The 18,580-nt window shown below is 55.7% G+C and carries 22 protein-coding genes; 7 read left to right on the forward strand and 15 right to left on the reverse strand.

Annotated elements, in window-relative coordinates; all coding sequences use genetic code 11:
• Positions 1-27 precede the first annotated feature (27 nt).
• The 3 genes from KW829_RS04800 to yfbV form a co-directional block, all read right to left on the reverse strand.
• Entirely contained in the window at positions 28-687 is a 660-nt protein-coding gene (locus KW829_RS04800) for a sugar phosphatase (RefSeq protein WP_010433324.1), read from the reverse strand.
• 11 nt (positions 688-698) lie between these two features.
• Positions 699-1,193: a YfbU family protein gene (locus KW829_RS04805; protein ID WP_010433320.1), complete on the reverse strand. Its 495-nt coding sequence runs from the start codon at positions 1,191-1,193 to the stop codon at positions 699-701.
• Positions 1,194-1,285: 92 nt separating this feature from the next.
• Positions 1,286-1,741, reverse strand: coding sequence for a terminus macrodomain insulation protein YfbV (gene yfbV, locus KW829_RS04810; RefSeq protein WP_010433317.1), 456 nt, complete (start codon positions 1,739-1,741; stop codon positions 1,286-1,288).
• Between the two features lie 337 nt (positions 1,742-2,078).
• Here yfbV and ackA point away from each other — a divergent pair, with 337 nt between their 5' ends.
• Positions 2,079-3,281 carry an acetate kinase gene (ackA, locus tag KW829_RS04815; protein WP_010433314.1) on the forward strand — a complete coding sequence of 401 codons (1,203 nt, stop codon included), beginning with the start codon at positions 2,079-2,081 and terminating at the stop codon, positions 3,279-3,281.
• A gap of 76 nt (positions 3,282-3,357) precedes the next feature.
• Entirely contained in the window at positions 3,358-5,499 is a 2,142-nt protein-coding gene (gene pta, locus KW829_RS04820; protein WP_218307713.1) for a phosphate acetyltransferase, read from the forward strand.
• Between the two features lie 112 nt (positions 5,500-5,611).
• Here pta and KW829_RS04825 read toward each other — a convergent pair whose 3' ends face one another.
• From KW829_RS04825 to KW829_RS04845, 5 genes are all read right to left on the reverse strand, one after another.
• The gene (locus KW829_RS04825; protein WP_089597910.1) at positions 5,612-6,565 is read right to left on the reverse strand and encodes a transketolase family protein; all 954 of its coding nucleotides are present in this window, start codon (positions 6,563-6,565) and stop codon (positions 5,612-5,614) included.
• Positions 6,558-7,388, reverse strand: a complete 831-nt coding sequence (locus tag KW829_RS04830; RefSeq protein WP_218307714.1) for a transketolase — start codon at positions 7,386-7,388, stop codon at positions 6,558-6,560. Before KW829_RS04830 ends, KW829_RS04825 begins: the two co-directional genes overlap by 8 nt.
• Positions 7,385-8,776: a PTS ascorbate transporter subunit IIC gene (locus tag KW829_RS04835; RefSeq protein WP_089597908.1), complete on the reverse strand. Its 1,392-nt coding sequence runs from the start codon at positions 8,774-8,776 to the stop codon at positions 7,385-7,387. The genes KW829_RS04830 and KW829_RS04835 overlap by 4 nt, the downstream gene beginning before the upstream one ends.
• A gap of 21 nt (positions 8,777-8,797) precedes the next feature.
• Positions 8,798-9,070, reverse strand: coding sequence for a PTS sugar transporter subunit IIB (locus tag KW829_RS04840; RefSeq protein WP_218307715.1), 273 nt, complete (start codon positions 9,068-9,070; stop codon positions 8,798-8,800).
• Positions 9,071-9,150: 80 nt separating this feature from the next.
• Positions 9,151-9,594, reverse strand: coding sequence for a PTS sugar transporter subunit IIA (locus KW829_RS04845; protein WP_010433295.1), 444 nt, complete (start codon positions 9,592-9,594; stop codon positions 9,151-9,153).
• A 236-nt stretch (positions 9,595-9,830) separates the two neighbouring features.
• On the opposite strand from KW829_RS04845, the gene KW829_RS04850 reads away from it, so the two are divergent.
• The gene (locus KW829_RS04850) at positions 9,831-10,850 is read left to right on the forward strand and encodes a LacI family DNA-binding transcriptional regulator (RefSeq protein WP_010433293.1); all 1,020 of its coding nucleotides are present in this window, start codon (positions 9,831-9,833) and stop codon (positions 10,848-10,850) included.
• Positions 10,851-10,853: 3 nt separating this feature from the next.
• On the opposite strand, the gene yfcD is transcribed toward KW829_RS04850, so the two are convergent.
• From yfcD to yfcF, 3 genes are read right to left on the reverse strand one after another with little or no spacing between them, the layout of a single operon-like run.
• Positions 10,854-11,420 (reverse strand): NUDIX hydrolase YfcD, encoded by a 567-nt coding sequence (gene yfcD / locus KW829_RS04855; RefSeq protein WP_010433290.1) that lies wholly within the window; start codon positions 11,418-11,420, stop codon positions 10,854-10,856.
• A 55-nt stretch (positions 11,421-11,475) separates the two neighbouring features.
• Positions 11,476-12,027, reverse strand: a complete 552-nt coding sequence (gene yfcE, locus KW829_RS04860; RefSeq protein ID WP_010433287.1) for a phosphodiesterase — start codon at positions 12,025-12,027, stop codon at positions 11,476-11,478.
• A gap of 56 nt (positions 12,028-12,083) precedes the next feature.
• Positions 12,084-12,728 (reverse strand): glutathione transferase, encoded by a 645-nt coding sequence (gene yfcF, locus KW829_RS04865; RefSeq protein WP_218307716.1) that lies wholly within the window; start codon positions 12,726-12,728, stop codon positions 12,084-12,086.
• Between the two features lie 139 nt (positions 12,729-12,867).
• Between yfcF and yfcG the strand changes: the two genes are divergently transcribed.
• From yfcG to KW829_RS04885, 4 genes are all read left to right on the forward strand, one after another.
• Positions 12,868-13,497, forward strand: a complete 630-nt coding sequence (gene yfcG / locus KW829_RS04870) for a GSH-dependent disulfide bond oxidoreductase (RefSeq protein WP_010433282.1) — start codon at positions 12,868-12,870, stop codon at positions 13,495-13,497.
• 75 nt (positions 13,498-13,572) lie between these two features.
• A complete protein-coding gene (gene folX, locus KW829_RS04875) occupies positions 13,573-13,941 on the forward strand; it encodes a dihydroneopterin triphosphate 2'-epimerase (protein WP_010433280.1) in 369 nt (122 codons plus the stop codon).
• A 13-nt stretch (positions 13,942-13,954) separates the two neighbouring features.
• A complete protein-coding gene (locus KW829_RS04880; RefSeq protein WP_218307717.1) occupies positions 13,955-14,848 on the forward strand; it encodes a TIGR01777 family oxidoreductase in 894 nt (297 codons plus the stop codon).
• A gap of 44 nt (positions 14,849-14,892) precedes the next feature.
• On the forward strand, positions 14,893-15,402 hold the full coding sequence (locus KW829_RS04885) for a GNAT family N-acetyltransferase (protein ID WP_218307718.1): 510 nt from the start codon (positions 14,893-14,895) through the stop codon (positions 15,400-15,402).
• Positions 15,403-15,521: 119 nt separating this feature from the next.
• On the opposite strand, the gene hisP is transcribed toward KW829_RS04885, so the two are convergent.
• From hisP to hisJ, 4 genes are all read right to left on the reverse strand, one after another.
• Positions 15,522-16,295 carry a histidine ABC transporter ATP-binding protein HisP gene (hisP, locus tag KW829_RS04890; protein ID WP_010433274.1) on the reverse strand — a complete coding sequence of 258 codons (774 nt, stop codon included), beginning with the start codon at positions 16,293-16,295 and terminating at the stop codon, positions 15,522-15,524.
• 8 nt (positions 16,296-16,303) lie between these two features.
• Positions 16,304-17,017 (reverse strand): ABC transporter permease, encoded by a 714-nt coding sequence (locus KW829_RS04895; protein ID WP_218307719.1) that lies wholly within the window; start codon positions 17,015-17,017, stop codon positions 16,304-16,306.
• Positions 17,014-17,700, reverse strand: a complete 687-nt coding sequence (locus tag KW829_RS04900; RefSeq protein WP_218307720.1) for a histidine ABC transporter permease HisQ — start codon at positions 17,698-17,700, stop codon at positions 17,014-17,016. The genes KW829_RS04895 and KW829_RS04900 overlap by 4 nt, the downstream gene beginning before the upstream one ends.
• Positions 17,701-17,788: 88 nt before the next feature.
• The gene (gene hisJ, locus KW829_RS04905) at positions 17,789-18,571 is read right to left on the reverse strand and encodes a histidine ABC transporter substrate-binding protein HisJ (protein ID WP_218307721.1); all 783 of its coding nucleotides are present in this window, start codon (positions 18,569-18,571) and stop codon (positions 17,789-17,791) included.
• Positions 18,572-18,580 lie beyond the last annotated feature (9 nt).

The following is an 18,580-nucleotide window of genomic DNA, read 5'->3' on the forward strand; positions in this document are numbered from 1 at the left end:
CCAACAATGTGGGGCTATATCATGGGATTACATTTTTAGCGAGACGGTTACAACTCCGCCGGGTCCCTTCGTGACGTTAATCGCGGTCAGTGTATTCAGCACAAAATCCGCCTCACTCAACCGGGGAGAGTCCGCCGGGACGTTAACGGCGATCACGTGGCTCCCTGCGTTAAGCCCGGCCAGCACGCCGGCTGCTGCATCTTCCACTACCACGCAGTCCGCCGGTGCAAGGCCCAGCAGCTCTGCCCCAAGCAAGAACGCATCCGGCTCTGGCTTGCCGCGCTTGACGCGCTCTGCAGTAATGAACACCTCTGGCTTCGGTAAACCCGCCGCCTTATGGCGAGCATGGGCTACGGGAATGGAGCCGGAGGTCACAATGGCCCACGGAATATGTGCTTCGTTCAGATGTTCAAGCAGCTCGCGCGCGCCCGGCAGCGCGGTGATGCCTTCCGTATCGGTAGCCTCAATGTTCTCGAGGTATTTGAACTCTGCCTGAATCTCTTCCTCAGTACGTCCCGCTAAGAAGTGTCGCAAGGAGGTAATGGCCTGTTTGCCATGGATGAAATTCAGTACGTCCTGATGGTCGATGCCGTGCCTGTCGGCCCAATGGCACCATGAACGCTCTACTACCGGCAGCGAATCCACCAGCGTACCGTCCAGATCAAACAGAAAACCTTTACACTGCACACACACCTCCGTCAGGCATTAATGATTTGTTGAATTTCGTTGCTGCTTAAATGGTACTGGCGCGGGCAGGAATGCCATACGCCCAGCATGCGCTGGTATTTTTCCCACATTGGGGTTTGCGCGTTAAAGCCGTGAGTACCCGCATCAAAATGGGTATAGCGCCCTTCGGTGTTCACCATAAAGCGAACGTAGCTCAGGTAGCGCGCTTCCGTTGCGGCATCAAAGCCTAAGAAGGTTACGCGGCGCTCGTCAATAGACTGGCGATCTTTGAGATTCGTCCAGGACACATGCAGCGCATGATACATCTCCATGATGTCGATCACGATGCGGCAGGTCTCTTCTTTCAGTTCGCCAAACTCGCGATCCAGTTCGCGCATCTGTAAACCAAACCCGCGTTCGACGATAGTTTGCAAGCGGCTGTAGCGTTCTGCGTTATCGGGATCAAGCATAGTCATCATCTTGTACTGGTTAGACAAAATCAGACGTTGGGCATGGGTCATTTCCATCTTTCGACTCCTGTAGCGCATTGCACTTTAAAAAAAAGACACGGTAACTGTTTGTTACTGTGCCTTCTTTTATTAGTCGTTTCGATGATCAATCACAAGTCATCAAGGAATGTTTTATCAAGTTGCTTAAAAGCGCGCTTGAGCGTGTCAGCCAGCGCCTGGTAATCCGGCTTGCCTTCGACCGGTGCCAACGCCTGTCCGGCTTCCTCAAGTTTTCCACGGACTTCATAAAACCAGTGTAAAATTGTAGGCGGCAGCGGCGTAATTGAGCGTTTCCCCAGCCACCATAGCCCCTGCATCGGCAGGCTCAGCGCAAAGAGCGCGGTGGCGACGGCGGGTCCAAGCTGGCCGCCGAGGGCAATTTGCCAGCACAGGGTAAAGATGGCAACAGGGGGCATAAAGCGAATCGCAAAGCGCGTGGCGCGGATAGTGCGGTTCTCTATAAACATCGGCGCGAGGCGCTTTTCCAGTGGCCACGTCTTCGCGTAATGCTGCCCCCGACGAAACAGACTAAAGAAATTCACGGATGGGTTTTCGGGTGTCGACATGGCTGTACCTCAACTTCACATATAAAAATTAAAATTTTTGTGCAAAACCACAACAGGCTATGACAACGTTCAAAATATTTTGTCATCGCTACCCCGTATCGGGTATCCTGTGCCAGCCTGATAAGGCCGTAGACGAGAACCGTTAACTCGTCAAATTATCGCATATTATGCCATTGTCTGAAAAATGTTCAAAATGGCATAAAATCATAGGTATTTCTTTCATCATGCCGGAATGTTCGCCTGGCATGATGTTAATCATAAATGTCTGGGTCATCATGCGTTACGCTTTTAGACTCACTGACGTTTTTTTAGCCACGTATCAATAATAGGTACTTCCATGTCGAGTAAGTTAGTACTGGTTCTGAACTGCGGTAGCTCCTCACTGAAATTCGCCATCATCGATGCGCTCAACGGTGACGAATACCTCTCTGGTTTGGCCGAATGTTTCCATCTGCCTGAAGCACGTATCAAGTGGAAGATGGACGGCAGCAAACAAGAAGCGGCTTTAGGTGCAGGCGCCGCTCACAGTGAAGCGCTGAACTTTATCGTTAACACTATTCTGGCACAAAAACCAGAACTGTCTGCTCAGCTGACTGCGATTGGTCACCGTATCGTCCATGGCGGCGAAAAATACACCAGTTCCGTCGTGATCGACGAATCTGTGATTCAGGGCATCAAGGACTCTGCGTCCTTCGCGCCGCTGCACAACCCGGCTCACCTGATCGGTATCGCTGAAGCGCTGAAATCCTTCCCGAATCTGAAAGACAAAAACGTGGCCGTGTTTGACACCGCGTTCCATCAGACCATGCCGGAAGAGTCTTACCTGTATGCCCTGCCGTACAGCCTGTACAAAGAGCATGGCGTTCGTCGTTACGGCGCACACGGCACCAGCCACTTCTATGTGACTCAGGAAGCCGCAAAAGTTCTGAACAAGCCGGTTGAAGAAGTCAACATTATCACCTGTCACCTGGGCAACGGTGGTTCTGTTTCTGCTATCCGCAACGGTAAATGTGTTGATACCTCTATGGGTCTGACCCCGCTGGAAGGTCTGGTGATGGGTACCCGTTCCGGTGACATCGACCCGGCGATCATCTTCCACCTGCACGACACCCTGGGTATGAGCGTTGACGACATCAACAAAATGCTGACCAAAGAGTCTGGCCTGCTGGGTCTGACCGAAGTGACCAGCGACTGCCGTTACGTTGAAGACAACTACGCAGAGAAAGCAGACGCTAAACGTGCAATGGACGTTTACTGCCACCGTCTGGCGAAGTACATCGGTTCTTACACTGCACTGATGGAAGGCCGTCTGGACGCGGTAATCTTCACCGGTGGTATTGGTGAGAACGCGGCTATGGTTCGTGAACTGTCCCTGGGCAAACTGGGCGTTCTGGGCTTCGAGGTTGATCACGAGCGTAACCTGGCTGCCCGCTTCGGCAAGTCTGGCTTCATCAACAAAGAAGGTACCCGCCCTGCTATCGTTATTCCAACTAACGAAGAGCTGGTCATCGCGCAAGACGCGAACCGTCTGACTGCCTGATTCCACACCGCCAGCAATGCTGGCGGTGCTGTTTTGTAACCCGCCCAATCGCGGCGGTAACGAAAGAGGATAAACCGTGTCCCGTACTATTATGCTGATCCCTACCGGAACCAGCGTCGGCCTGACCAGCGTCAGCCTTGGCGTGATCCGTGCTATGGAACGCAAAGGCGTTCGTCTGAGCGTCTTTAAGCCAATCGCCCAGCCGCGTGCCGGTGGCGATGCGCCAGACCAGACCACCACCATCGTTCGCAAGAACTCCAATCTGCCAGCGGCTGAACCGCTGAAGATGAGCCACGTTGAATCTCTGCTGTCAAGCAACCAGAAAGACGTGCTGATGGAAGAGATCATCGCCAACTACCACGCTAACGCGCAAGACGCGGAAGTGGTGCTGGTTGAAGGTCTGGTCCCGACGCGCAAACACCAGTTTGCCCAGTCTCTGAACTTTGAAATCGCGAAAACCCTGAACGCAGAGATCGTTTTCGTGATGTCTCAGGGCACTGACACCCCAGAGCAGCTGAACGAGCGTATCGAACTGACGCGCAGCAGCTTCGGCGGCGCGAAAAACACCAACATCACCGGCGTGATCGTGAACAAACTGAATGCGCCAGTGGATGAACAGGGCCGTACTCGCCCTGACCTGTCCGAAATCTTCGACGACTCTTCCAAAGCGAAAGTCATCAAAGTTGATCCGGCTCAGCTGCAGGACTCCAGCCCGCTGCCAGTACTGGGCGCGGTGCCGTGGAGCTTCGATCTGATTGCCACCCGTGCAATCGACATGGCGCGTCACCTGAACGCCACCGTGGTTAACGAAGGCGACATCAACACCCGCCGCGTGAAGTCCGTGACCTTCTGTGCGCGCAGCATTCCGCACATGCTGGAGCACTTCCGCGCAGGTTCCCTGCTGGTGACCTCCGCAGACCGTCCAGACGTGCTGGTTGCAGCGTGCCTGGCCGCGATGAACGGCGTGGAAATCGGTGCGATCCTGCTGACCGGTGCCTACGAGATGGACCCACGTGTCAGCAAGCTGTGCGAACGCGCGTTCGCCACCGGCCTGCCGGTCTTCATGGTGAACACCAACACCTGGCAGACCTCCCTGAGCCTGCAGAGCTTCAACCTGGAAGTACCGGTTGATGACCACGAGCGTATCGAGAAAGTTCAGGAATACGTTGCGGGCTACATCAACGCAGACTGGATCGAATCCCTGACGGCGACCTCCGAGCGCAGCCGCCGTCTGTCTCCTCCAGCATTCCGTTACCAGCTGACCGAGCTGGCGCGTAAAGCGGGCAAACGCGTTGTTCTGCCAGAAGGCGACGAACCACGTACCGTTAAAGCCGCGGCTATCTGTGCAGAACGCGGCATCGCGACCTGTGTGCTGCTGGGTAACCCGGATGAGATCACCCGCGTGGCGGCGTCTCAGGGCGTTGAGCTGGGCGCTGGCATCGAAATCGTTGACCCTGAAGTGGTTCGCGAAAGCTACGTAGCCCGTCTGGTTGAGCTGCGTAAGAGCAAAGGCATGACCGAAGCCGTTGCGCGCGAACAGCTGGAAGACAACGTGGTGCTGGGCACGCTGATGCTGGAGCAGGACGAAGTTGACGGTCTGGTTTCCGGTGCGGTTCACACCACGGCGAACACCATCCGTCCACCGCTGCAGCTGATCAAAACTGCACCGGGCAGCTCTCTGGTTTCTTCCGTATTCTTCATGCTGCTGCCTGAACAGGTTTACGTTTACGGCGACTGCGCGATCAACCCGGATCCAACCGCAGAACAGCTGGCGGAAATCGCTATCCAGTCCGCGGACTCTGCGATTGCCTTCGGTATCGAACCGCGCGTTGCGATGCTCTCCTACTCCACCGGTACCTCTGGTGCAGGTAGCGACGTAGAGAAAGTGCGTGAAGCGACCCGTCTGGCGCAGGAAAAACGTCCTGACCTGATGATCGACGGCCCGCTGCAGTACGATGCTGCGGTAATGGCTGACGTTGCGAAATCCAAAGCGCCGAACTCGCCGGTTGCAGGTCGCGCTACCGTGTTCATCTTCCCGGATCTGAACACCGGTAACACCACCTACAAAGCAGTACAGCGTTCTGCAGACCTGATCTCCATCGGGCCAATGCTGCAGGGTATGCGCAAACCTGTGAACGACCTGTCCCGTGGCGCGCTGGTTGACGATATCGTCTACACCATCGCTCTGACCGCGATCCAGTCTTCGCAGCAGCAGTAAGCTAAAAAGCCCGGTGGCGCTAGCGCTTTCCGGGCCTATGGTTTTGTAGGCCGGATAAGCGAAGCGCCATCCGGCAAGAAAGGCGACCACTCATCTGGTCGCCTTTTTTTATTTACAGCAGCTCTCTCGCCGCCGACACAATGTCATGTGCCGTCAGGCCATACTCCTTCTGCAGGAAATCCTGCGTACCCACCTGGCCGTAACGCTCCTTGACGCCCACCCGCCGCATCGGTACCGGGCAGGTTTCCACCAGCACTTCCGCCACCGCCGATCCCAGCCCGTTGTGAATGCTGTGGTTTTCACAGGTGACGATGCGCCCGGTTTTCTCGGCGTAGTTTTTCACCAGCATCCGGTCGATGGGCTTCAGGGTAAACATGTCGATAACCGCCGCGCTTACGCCCTCCTGCTCCAGCTGGCGAGCCGCCTCCAGCGCTTCCGCCACCATGATGCCGTTGGCAATCAGGGTAATATCGCTTCCTTCGCGCAGCACGTTGCCTTTGCCAATGGTGAAGGTTGAGCCCGGGGCGTAGACGCTCGGCGCCTGTTTACGAATGGTCCGCACCCAGTAGAAGCCTTCGAGGTCGATAAGCTGGCGCAGCACGTCCTCGAACATCACCGCGTCGGTCACCTCCAGCACCACCGAGTGCGCCAGGCCGCGTACGATGCCCATATCCTCAAATGACATATGTGTCCCGCCGTTGTGGCAGGCCGTCACGCCCGCGTCCGACGCAATCACCTTCACGTTGTTACGCTGGTAGTCCAGGGACATAAACAGCTGATCGAAGCAGCGGCGGCTGGCAAACGCGGTAAAGGTGTGCACGAACGGCTTACGTCCGGTAAGCGATAGCCCCGCCGCGGTGCCGATGACGTTGGCCTCCATAATCCCGCAGTTAATCACGTGCTGCGGATAATCGCGCGCCACGCCGTCCATCGCCATTGAGCTCATCAGATCCGCTTCCAGGGCGATAATCTCGCTTCCTGCCTCAATCTGCTTTGCCACAAAGCCCGCGTAGACCTTACGCATCTCAACGGCGTCTTTCTCTCCTGCCGGTGCAACCTTAATCATGTGAAGCCTCCAGTTGGCGAATCGTCTCGTTGAGGGCCGCTTTGCTCTCCGCGGTCAATCGCAGGTGGTGCGAGTTGCTGAGCTGCTCCAGATACGGCACCCCCTGCCCTTTGATGCTGTCGAGGATGACAACGAATGGACGCGCTTCGGCCTCGGGGACCCGCGACGTTACCGCCAGCAGACCCGGAATGTCGTCGCCCTTCACCGTCGCGACGTCAAAGCCAAAGGCGCGGAATTTCCCCTCCAGGTCGAACGCGCTGATGATCTCGTCCAGCTCGCCGTCGAGTTGCTGCTTGTTCCAGTCCACGAACACCGTCAGGTTGTTCAGGCGATGATGGGCGATAAACTGGAATGCTTCCCAGCATTGTCCCTCGTTCAGCTCGCCGTCACCGACGATGCAAAACACCCGATTCGGTCGCCCCGCCAGCTTGTGCGACAGCGCCATACCGCCCGCAATGGAGATACCCTGTCCCAGCGAGCCGGTGGTGGCATCCACGCCGCGCGTTTTCAGGCGGTCCGGGTGGCTTGGCAGCCGCGTACCGTTTTGGTTGAGCGTGCTCAGCTCTTCAACGGGGAAGTAGCCCTTGATCGCCAGCGTGCTGTAGAGCGCCGGGCCCGCGTGTCCTTTCGACAGGATAAAATAGTCTCGCTCTGGCCAGTCCGGATCCGCCGGGTCGATTTTCATCACCGCGCCGTACAGCACGGCCAGGGTTTCAACCACCGACATACTGCCGCCGTAGTGGCCAAAGCCCAGCTGCGTCAGGGATTTCAACGTCTCAAGACGGATCTGACGCGCGAGTTCGGTTATCTCTTTCTCATTCATGATTTAGCTCCGGTGTTTTCCTGCGCGTTACCGCCTGCAGGTTTGTTTTTCGCGAAGACGTTGTACGCCACCAGCAGCGCGAACAACGCCACAACCAGCCCGGTGATGGCAAGCGGCGACAGGAAGCGGGCCAGGTTGCCGAGGACAATCCCGACCGCGCCGAAGTCGGCGTCCGAGAAGGTGGTGTTGGCAAAACCAATTGCGCCCAGCACCGGCAGCAGCAGAACCGGCAGGAAGGTGATCAGCAGGCCGTTAGCAAAGGCGCCAATCATTGCCCCGCGACGTCCGCCGGTGGCATTACCGAACACGCCCGCCGTTGCGCCGGTGAAGAAGTGCGGTACCACGCCCGGGAGGATCAGCACCCAGCTGAACTGGCCGCAGATGAACAACCCCACAATCCCGCCGAGGAAGCTGAACAGGAAGCCAATCAGCACCGCGTTTGGCGCATACGGATACACCACCGGGCAGTCCAGCGCGGGGCGCGCGTTGGGCACCAGTTTTTCCGAGAAGCCGGTAAAGGCCGGGACGATTTCCGCCAGTATCAGGCGTACGCCCTGCAGGATGATGAACACACCTGCCGCAAAGGTTATCGCCATGATGATGGCGTAGACCAGGTAGTTCTGGCCGCCGCTGAAGGTCGCCTCTACGTACTCACGTCCGGCGCTCACCGCCAGGATGAGGTAGATAATCATCATGGTCAGGGAGATGGAGATCGAACTGTCGCGCAGGAAGCTTAGGTTCTTCGGCAGGTTCATCTCTTCCGTTGAGCGGGAGCCCTTACCGACCTTGCTGCCAATCCAGCCGGACAGCACGTAGCCCAGCGTGCCGAAGTGGCCGAAGGCAATCTCATCGTTGCCGGTTATGCGCTTCATGTAGCGCTGCGCAATCGCCGGGAAGAAGGCCATGATCAGGCCGAGGATCAGCGAGCCGGTAAAGACCAGACCCACGCCCTCAAAGCCCGCCACCGTCAGGATCACGCCAATCATGCACGCCATGTAAAAAGTGTGGTGACCTGTCAGGAAGATGTATTTCAGGCGGGTAAAGCGCGCGACGATAATATTCGCCACCATCCCAAAGGCCATAATCAGCGCGGTCGAGGCACCGTATTTTTCCAGCGCAATCGACACAATCGCTTCATTGTTTGGAATAATGCCCTGAATAGTAAAGGCGTGCTCAAACATTCCGCCCAAAGGATTTAACGACCCCACCAGCACCGTGGCGCCGCCGCCCAGCACAATAAAGCCGAGAATAGTTTTAATTGTTCCTTTCACCACGTCTGAAAACGCTTTTTTTTGCGCAACCAGACCGATTAAGGCAATTAATCCCACCAGCACCGAAGGGACTTTTAAAATATCAACAACGAAATTCAGCGTTTCAAGGATAAACATATCCACCTCGCCTAATCAGGGTTATTGTCTTTCGAACCAGGCACGCAGCTGCGCTTCAAGTTCGTTGATGTCGATGATGTTGTTGATCACCACCAGCTGGCTTTCCGGCACGCTGGCACTGGCCGCGATATCTTTTGCCATCACGAACAGGTCGGCTGCGCCAGGCGTGGCAGACGAGAGATCGGAGTGTTCAACCTCTGCCTCAATATCCAGCTTTTTAAGTACCTTTTTGATATTCATTTCGACCATAAAACTGCTGCCAAGGCCGGACCCGCAAATAGCCATGATTTTCATTGTTGTTCCCTTATTTTGAGTAGAGTACGCCCCACCACGCTGACGCGTAATGTTGTGAATAATCGGATTAAAGAATTAAATCAGAAGCGGTCAATAATGGTTTTTATCTCCTCCCGCGTATTCGCCTGATGTAATTCAGCCATATCCTCATCGCTGGAAAATAATTCTGCTAGCGCCGAGATCATTTCGATATGGCTATGTTTGTCCGGTGCCGCCAGCATGACTATCACGTCGACGGGGTCAAACTCACCGGCACCGAAAGAGACGCCTTTTTTCAGTTTTAATAATGACAGGCCAAGTCCTTTCGCCCCTTCTTCCGGCCGCGCATGCGGCATCGCCAGCCCTGGTGCCAGCACGTAATAAGGACCCAAAGTATGATGCTGCTCGATGATGGCCGTGATGTATTCCGGCGAAATCACCTGCAAATCCAGCAGCGGCTTCGCGCACAGCTCCAGCGCCTGAGGCCAGTCCTCTACGCTCTCCTGCAGCGTGATGGTTGTATCATATATCCATTTTTTGAGCACTTTGCCCTCCGGCTACAACGCTAAAGATGAGCAAACTTTATTCAACACCTCAACGAATGACTGCGATCAGGATCACAAAGATAGCGCTACCAATAGTTAACATGCAGAAATGTGATAGCGCTATCAAATTGCAATCACGGTGCTAAATCACAGCAAAAAAAGGGATTTAAGGCGTATACTGCCTTTCACGTGAAGCGAAGGATGAAAGTAGTCGCGTCCTGTTAGCAGGAAGGTGTATGTCTCTAACCCGAAAACGACGCAGTACCGGTAAGGTGACGCTGGCCGATGTCGCACTGCTTGCCGGTGTGGGCACAATGACCGTGTCCCGTGCGCTCCGCACGCCCGAACAGGTTTCCGATAAACTGCGAGAAAAAATAGACGCTGCGGTGCAGGAGCTGGGCTACATGCCTAATCTTGCGGCCAGCGCGCTGGCGTCAGCCTCTTCATGGACGATCGCAATGGTTGTTCCTAACCTCTCCGAAGCCGGTTGCTCAGAGATGTTCGCCGGGCTACAGCAGGTGCTGCAACCCGCCGGATATCAGATCATGCTGGCAGAGTCCCAGCACCGTCTTGAGCAGGAAGAGAAATTACTGGAAACGCTGCTGGCGTCAAATATCGCCGCCGCCATTTTGCTCAGCGTCGAGCACACGGATACCGTGCGCCACTGGCTGAAAAATGCCTCCATTCCGGTGATGGAAATGGGGGCGATGCGCGCCGATCCGATTGATATGAATATCGGCATTGATAACGTCGCCGCCATGTACGAACTGACGGAGATGGTGATTCAGCGCGGCTATCAAAATATCGGCCTGCTGTGCGCAAACCAGGAGCAGTGGATTTTCCAGCAGCATTTGCAGGGCTGGTACAAAGCCATGCTTCGCCACCATTTGTCGCCGAACAGAGTGATTAACGCCGCCATGCCGCCAAATTTCTCCACGGGCGCGGCACAGTTGCCGGAATTCCTGCTGGCCTGGCCGGAGCTGGATGCGCTGGTGTGCGTCTCGGACGAACTGGCCTGCGGGGCACTCTACGAATGCCAGCGTCGACGCATTAAAGTGCCGGACGATCTAGCAGTGGTAGGCTTTGGCGATAGCGACGTGAGCCGCGTCTGTCAGCCGCCGCTGACGACCATGGCGGTACCGCATCGTAAGATTGGAATTGAGGCCGGGAAAGCGTTGCTGGAACGTCTGAATGATGGAGACTGGCGCGACCATAAACCTATCGCGTCCAGCCTCTGTCTGCGGGAAAGTTGTTAAGGCTTACTCAGCCTCTTCCTCTTTTTCCGCTTTGCTTTCTGGCTTAGCGGATTCGTTTTTGGCGTTGCGGGTCATCCACAGCGCCAGTGCTTTTAAGGAGTCCGGGGTGAACTCGTCGCAACGCGCGGTGATCTCTTCCGGCGTCATCCAGCAGACTTCGCTCACTTCCTCTTCCTGCAGGGCGAAAGGCCCGTGAGAGACACAGCTAAACAGCCCGCCCCAGACGCGACAGTTTTCGTCCTCGAAATAGAACTGGCCGTGCTCGGCAAACGGCACACCGGCGATACCTAACTCTTCTTCTGCTTCGCGACGCGCGGAATCCAGCAGCACTTCATCTGCCTGCACAACGCCGCCCGCCGTGGCATCCAGCATACCGGGGAGAAAATCTTTGGTGTCCGTGCGGCGCTGGACCAGAATCTTGCCCATGCCGTCATGCACAACGATGTATGTTGCACGGTGACGCAGACGCTCCGCGCGCATTTGTTCGCGGCTGGCCTGCGCGATCACTTCGTTCTCTTCGCTGACAATGTCAACCCACTCAGTACTTGCCAAATGATTCTGCTCCACCATCGGGAAACCTTCTCGTCTAAGCGCTCTTTCGGCGCGTTTGCAGTTGAGGTGTAACTTACGGATTAATCGCTATCTGCGCAATAACTTGCTGATCATTAAGTGCGATAACGCTCAGGGTATTTCCGTCCAGCATGCCATAGCTCGCCGGATAACCGCCTTTCGGAATGCTGACCGAACCGGGGTTAAAGTGATAAATCTCACCGCGTTTTTCCGCTACCGGAATATGAGTATGACCATAAACCAGGACATCGCCAGCGGCGAGTGCCGGAAGGTTATCCGGGCTAAAAAGATGACCGTGAGTCAAAAAAAGACGGCTCTTTTCCAGCAGGACCTGCTGCCAGGGCGCGGTGATGGGAAAATGCAGCAGCATCTGGTCAACTTCACTGTCGCAGTTACCGCGCACCGCGATAATATGCGAGGCATGCTCATTCAGTTTTTCCGCCACCTGCGCGGGTGCATACCCTTCCGGCAACGCATTTCGCGGGCCATGGTTTAACACATCGCCCAGCACCACCAGCCACTGTGCCCCGCTTTCGGCAAACAGAGAAAGAACGCGCTCGGTTGCGGGCAGCGATCCATGGATATCCGACGCAAACATCAGTTTCATCAGTCACTCCTCAGGAAAACAGACTGCCCCTATCATACCTGAAGCGCCAGGCCTTATCAGCCCGCGCGCTTAGCGGAGAGTGCCACATAGCGCTGTACGGAAGCGCGCTGCCACTGGAATGCAGCATAATCCACCAGCAGTTGCGGAACCTCGTCGCCATTGAGGATCAGACGGTTCAGCATCAGCGCCAGATCGGTATCCGCAATGCACCACTCGCCGAAGAGATTCGGGTTACCGTGCGCCAGCAATGCAGACGCGGTCTCAATCAGCTTTTGCGCACTGGCGCTGCCCTCCGCGCTCAATGCGGGCTTTTTCACGGCGGCGAAAACCACGTCGGTGGAACGTTCAACGCGGATCGGTACCAGATCGCTACGCAACCACGCCTGGATCTGCCGTGCACGGGCACGCTTTTGCAGATCGTGAGGATAAATGCGCTCCCACTCCGGCGGCGCAAAGCGATCTTCAAGGTATTCATCGATCGCCGAGGATTCGCTCAATGCAAAACCGTCAATCTCCAGCACCGGCACGCGTCGGGTCAGGTCGTAACCCTGCCACTGCGGTTTCAGGTGTTCGCCACTGTCCAGATCGATGGTCTTCAGGGTGAAAGACAATCCTTTTTCCGCCAGAGCGACGTAAACGCTCATCACATAGGGTGAAAAATAACAGGCATCGGACCACAACGTTATCGCAGGCTGGTTCATAACTTCCTCATAGGCTGAACGGTTTTCACTCAACATATAATCTCTTTGGCTCGCTGTCACTTGATGAAAACTCACGATTTACAACAGGCACCTATACTGATTTTTATGGCATCACTTTTCACACTAACAGGAGTTGAGAATGATCGACCTTTACTATGCCCCTACCCCAAACGGCCATAAAATCACCCTTTTTCTGGAAGAAGCCGAACTGGAGTACCGGATCATTCGCGTGGATATCAGCAAAGGCGATCAGTTCAGGCCGGTCTTTCTGGCGATATCGCCCAACAATAAAATTCCGGCCATTATTGATAATCTTCCTGCCGACGGCGGCAGACCGTTAAGTCTGTTTGAATCCGGGGAGATTTTGCTCTATCTGGCGGAGAAATCCGGCAAGCTGCTTAGCGGTGAACTGCGTGAGCGTCACCACACCCTGCAATGGCTTTTCTGGCAGTCGAGCGGTCTCGGGCCGATGCTCGGGCAAAATCATCACTTTACCGCCTACGCCCCGCAGCCCATTCCTTATGCTATAGAACGTTATCAGGTTGAAACCCAGCGGTTATATGGCGTGCTAAATCGTCGGCTGGAGAAAACGCCGTGGCTTGGCGGCGATCATTACAGCATTGCCGACATCGCCTGCTGGCCGTGGATCAACACCCATGAAAAACACCGAATTGACCTGGCGACATACCCTGCCGTGAATAACTGGTTTGAACGGATTCGGACCCGCCCTGCGACCGAGCGCGCCATGCAAATAATCCAGCAGATTTAGACCACTGCCCCGTTGGGTGCATGACGCGCTCTCATGTATTATGGGCAGCAAATACTGACACGGAGAAGACCTGCAATGTCACAGCATGACGCGATTATACGTATAAAAAATTTACGCTTACGGACGTTCATCGGTATCAAAGAGGAAGAGATTGCCAACCGGCAGGACATTGTCATCAATGTGGTTATTCACTACCCCGCAGACAAAGCGCGGGCCAGCGAAGATATCAATGACGCGCTGAACTATCGCACAATCACCAAAAACATTATCCAGTACGTGGAGAACAACCGCTTCTCTTTGCTGGAAAAATTAACTCAGGATGTGCTCGACATCGCACGCGAACATCACTGGGTCACTTATGCTGAAGTCGAGATCGATAAACTTCACGCCCTGCGTTACGCCGACTCCGTTTCCATGACGTTAAGCTGGCGACGCCAGGCATAAACCTGGAGGTTGTATGAAGATTCTGCTGACCGGCGGTACGGGCCTGATTGGCCGTCATCTCATTCCCCGTCTGCACGCGCTGCATCATGAGATTACCGTGGTGACGCGCAGCCCGGAGAAAGCACGTCAGGTGCTGGGGGCAGGTGTCGACATCTGGAAAGGTCTGGCTGAGCAGCAGAATTTGGACGGCTTTGACGCCGTCATCAACCTCGCGGGTGAACCCATTGCCGACAAGCGCTGGACCGAAGAGCAGAAGCAGCGGTTGTGCAGCAGCCGCTGGACTATCACCGAGAGGCTGGTCGAGCTGATTCGCAACAGCCATACGCCGCCATCGGTGCTCATTTCAGGCTCTGCGACGGGCTATTACGGCGATCTCGGCGAAGTGGTGGTGACCGAAGAGGAGCCGCCGCATAATGAATTTACCCATAAACTCTGCGCCCAGTGGGAGCGTATCGCCTGCGCGGCGCAGAGCGATCGTACCCGCGTCTGCCTGCTGCGTACCGGCGTAGTACTTGCGCCGAGAGGCGGCATTCTGGGTAAAATGCTTCCTCCCTTCAAGCTGGGGCTCGGCGGGCCAATTGGCAACGGGCGTCAGTATCTGGCGTGGATCCACATCGACGATATGGTGAATGGCATTATCTGGCTGCTGGATAACGATCTGCGTGGGCCGTTTAACATGGTTGCGCCCTATCCGGTGCGTAATGAACAGTTTGCCCACGCGCTGGGGCATGCCCTGCATCGTCCGGCGATTTTACGCGTGCCTGCGACGGCGATCCGGCTGTTGATGGGAGAATCATCGGTGCTGGTGCTGGGCGGGCAGCGCGCGCTGCCAAAACGTCTGGAAGCGGCCGGGTTTGCCTTCCGCTGGTATGATTTAGAAGAGGCGCTGGGGGATGTGGTGCGCTGAATATGTTACAGTGATACGCCATGTTCCGATGAAATGGCGTAACAATGGCAACCATCACCACTCCCCGGCTTCACCTCACCCCTTTCGAACCCTCTGACTGGGCGTTCTTCCGCTCGCTGCGCGAAAACCGCGACGTCATGCGCTATATGGCCGCTATTGCACCCGAAAAAGAGACCCGACGCGTGTTTGCCGCACGCCTGATGGCGGAGTATGTTTTCGTTATTCGTTTTCAGGATGACGATACGCCGCTGGGCGATATCGGCCTGCAAATCAGCCCTGAGAACCGTGAAGAGGCGGATATCGGCTACACGGTTGTGCCTGCCGCGCAGGGAAAAGGCATCGCCAGCGAGGCGCTGCGCGCGGTATGTGACTATGCGTTTAGCCAGACCAGCGTAAAAGCGATTAACGCGTACGTGCTGGCGGACAACGGCGGATCTGTGCGGGTGCTAGAGAAAGCGGGGTTTGTGCGTACGCTGGTGCTGGAAAAGGCGTATGAGATTGACGGCGTACGGTATGACGACTGGGTGTATCGGCTGGAGTGTGCTGCGGTTTGATGCCCTCACCCCGGCCCTCTCCCACAGGGAGAGGGGGAACACGCGGTCGATTGGGCTGCACTGCTGTCTGATGCCCTCACCCCGACCCTCTCCCACACGGAGAGGGAGAAGGGCAAAATCTACTTCAACGATCCCTTCAGGAACTGCTGCAAACGCGGGCTTTGCGGGTTCGCTAACACTTCATCCGGATGCCCCTGCTCTTCAATTTTCCCCTGATGCAGGAAAATAACGTGGTTGGAGACGTTACGGGCAAAGCCCATCTCGTGCGTCACCACCACCATCGTTTTGCCCTCTTCGGCCAGTTTCTGCATGATGCGCAGCACTTCGCCAACGAGTTCCGGGTCCAGCGCGGAGGTCGGTTCGTCGAACAGCAGCACTTCTGGCTCCATCGCCAGCGCGCGGGCGATGGAGACACGCTGCTGCTGACCGCCGGAGAGATGCACCGGGTACTTCATCTGCTGGCGCTCGTCGATACCCACTTTCGCAAGGTATTTCACCGCGCGTTCGCGGGCTTCCTGCTTGCTCAGCCCCAGTACCTGAACCGGCGCTTCCATCACGTTCTCCAGCACCGTCATGTGGCTCCAGAGGTTGAAGTGCTGGAACACCATCGTCAGGCGCGTACGCAGCAGGCGCAACTGATGCTTATCTGCTACCTTCAACTGGCCGTCTTTATCGCGCACCAGATTGATATTCTGTCCGCTCACCACGATCGAGCCTTCGCTCGGCTTTTCGAGGAAGTTTATGCAGCGCAGGAAGGTACTTTTACCCGAACCGGATGAGCCGATAATACTGATCACATCGCCTGCGTTAGCCTGCAGCGACACCCCTTTCAGCACTTCATGTTCGCCGTAGCGTTTGTGCAAATCAATAACGTTTAATTTGTTCTCAGCCATCATCTTTCTCAGTGCGTCGAAGGTTTTATATGCTGCAACCAGCGTTTTTCAGCCTTACGGAACAGGCTAATCAGAACATAAGAGATAATTAAATAGAGCACGGCCGCAATGCCAAACGCAGTAAACGGCTGATAGGTCGCGGAGTTAATATCGCGCGCAATTTTGAGCAAGTCCGGCACCGTCGCGGTAAAGGCTAGCGCGGTGGAGTGCAGCATCAGAATCACTTCGTTGCTGTACGCAGGCAGCGCAATGCGCAGCGCCGACGGCAGAATGATGCAGCGATAGAGCTTCACCGACGAAAAGCCGTACGCCCGCGCCGCTTCGATTTCACCGTAAGGGACAGAGCGGATCGCCCCCGCAAAGATCTCAGTGGTATAGGCGCAGGTATTGAGCGTCAACGCCAGCACCGTACAGTTCAGACCGCTGCGGAAGAACGCATTGAGCATCTCTGTGCCTTTCACGATCTCCAGCGTGTATATTCCCGAATAGAACACCAGCAGTTGCACGTACAGGGGCGTACCGCGAAACACATAGGTGAACAGCCAGATCGGGAACTGGATAAATTTGTTGTTCGACACGCGGCCAATGGCGAGAAACACCGCCAGAATACCGCCCATCACCACGGAAGAAATCAACAGCCAGAGCGTAATCGCCACGCCGGTAAAGCGGTAGCCATCCGTCCACAGCAGGGATTTCCAGTATTCCTGAATAATCTCAATCACAGGTCAGCCCTCTTCACACCCACGGAGTAGCGACGCTCGAGCAGAAGCAGCACACCATTGGAGACCGTCGTAAACACCAGATAAATCACGCCACAGACTACCGCAAAGTAGAAGGGCTCCCAGGTACTCTTGCCCGCCAGCTGAGTCGCTTTGACGACGTCTTCCAGACCAAGCAGCGAGACCAGCGCTGTCGCTTTGAGGATAACCTGCCAGTTGTTTCCGATGCCCGGAAGCGCATAGCGCATCATGGCCGGGAACATGATCCGGCGAAACGTTTGTGAGGAGGTAAAACCAAATGCGGTTGCCGCTTCAATGTGCCCTCTCGGGACGGCCATGTAAGCGCCACGGAAGGTTTCCGTGAAGTAAGCACCGTAGATAAAGCCGAGGGTAATAATACCGGCTACCATCGGGTCGATATCGATCTGTTCCATGCCGACGGCGTCGGTAATACCGTTCAGCGCGATCTGCAGTCCGTAAAAAATCAGCAGCATCAGCACCAGATCGGGTACGCCGCGAATAAGCGTGGTATAGCCTTCGAATATGAGCGCCAGGGGTTTATTCGCCGACAGCTTTGCCCCTGCGCCCGCCAGACCTATCAGCACCGCCAGTACCACGGAGCTGATAGCCAGCTCAAGGGTGACAAGCGAGCCTTGTAAAATAACGCCAGAAAATCCGTACAGCATACCGCGTGCCCTGTCGTGTCGTGAGTAGTGGAACCGTGTCTTTTCCCCTCCCTGAGTGGGAGGGGCCGCACGTTATTTGACGGGGCGATTAGCCGCCGTAAACATTAAAATCAAAGTACTTTTTCGCCAGCTTGTCATAGGTGCCATCAGCACGCATTTCGGCGAAGGCTTTGTTCAGCGCTTCACGCAGCTCGTTGTCTTCTTTGCGCAGGCCCATACCGGTGCCCACACCAAACAGCTTCACGTCCTTAATGGACGGGCCGCCAAATTTGTAATCTTTACCCACCGGCGTTTTCAGGAAGCCTTCGCTTGCCGCGACTTCATCCTGGAATGCCGCATCAATTCGGCCTGCCGTCAGGTCTGCGTAGATATTTTCCTGGCCCTGATAAGAGACGATTTCGATCCCCTTCGGCGCCCAGTGTTCGTTGCCGTAGGTTTCCTGCGTGGTGCCCTGCAGCACGCCGACGCGTTTGCCCTTCAGCGACTCAAGGGTAGGCTGAATGTCTGAAGACTTAGCCACCACCAGACGAGAATCCGCTGCGTAGAGTTTGTCGGTGAAGGCAATCTCCTGCTGGCGTTTTTCAGTGATGGAAAGAGAGGACATGATGACGTCGATTTTTTTCGCTTTCAGCGACGGGATCAGGGCATCCAGCGGGTTCTCAACGTAGGTACATTGCGCTTTAATACGTTTGCACAGCTCATTGGCCAGCTCGATGTCAAAACCCACCAGTTCACCCTTCGCATTTTTCGATTCAAAGGGGGCATAGGTAGGGTCAGTACCAATACGAATTTTTTGCGGAACGGCTGCGAAAGCCGCGGTGGCGCTGGAAAAGGCCAGTACCAGAGAGAGTGACAACACGAGTTTTTTCATATCTATCCT

It is taken from the genome of Enterobacter sp. ENT02, from assembly GCF_019219165.1.
Lineage (GTDB): Bacteria > Pseudomonadota > Gammaproteobacteria > Enterobacterales > Enterobacteriaceae > Enterobacter > Enterobacter mori.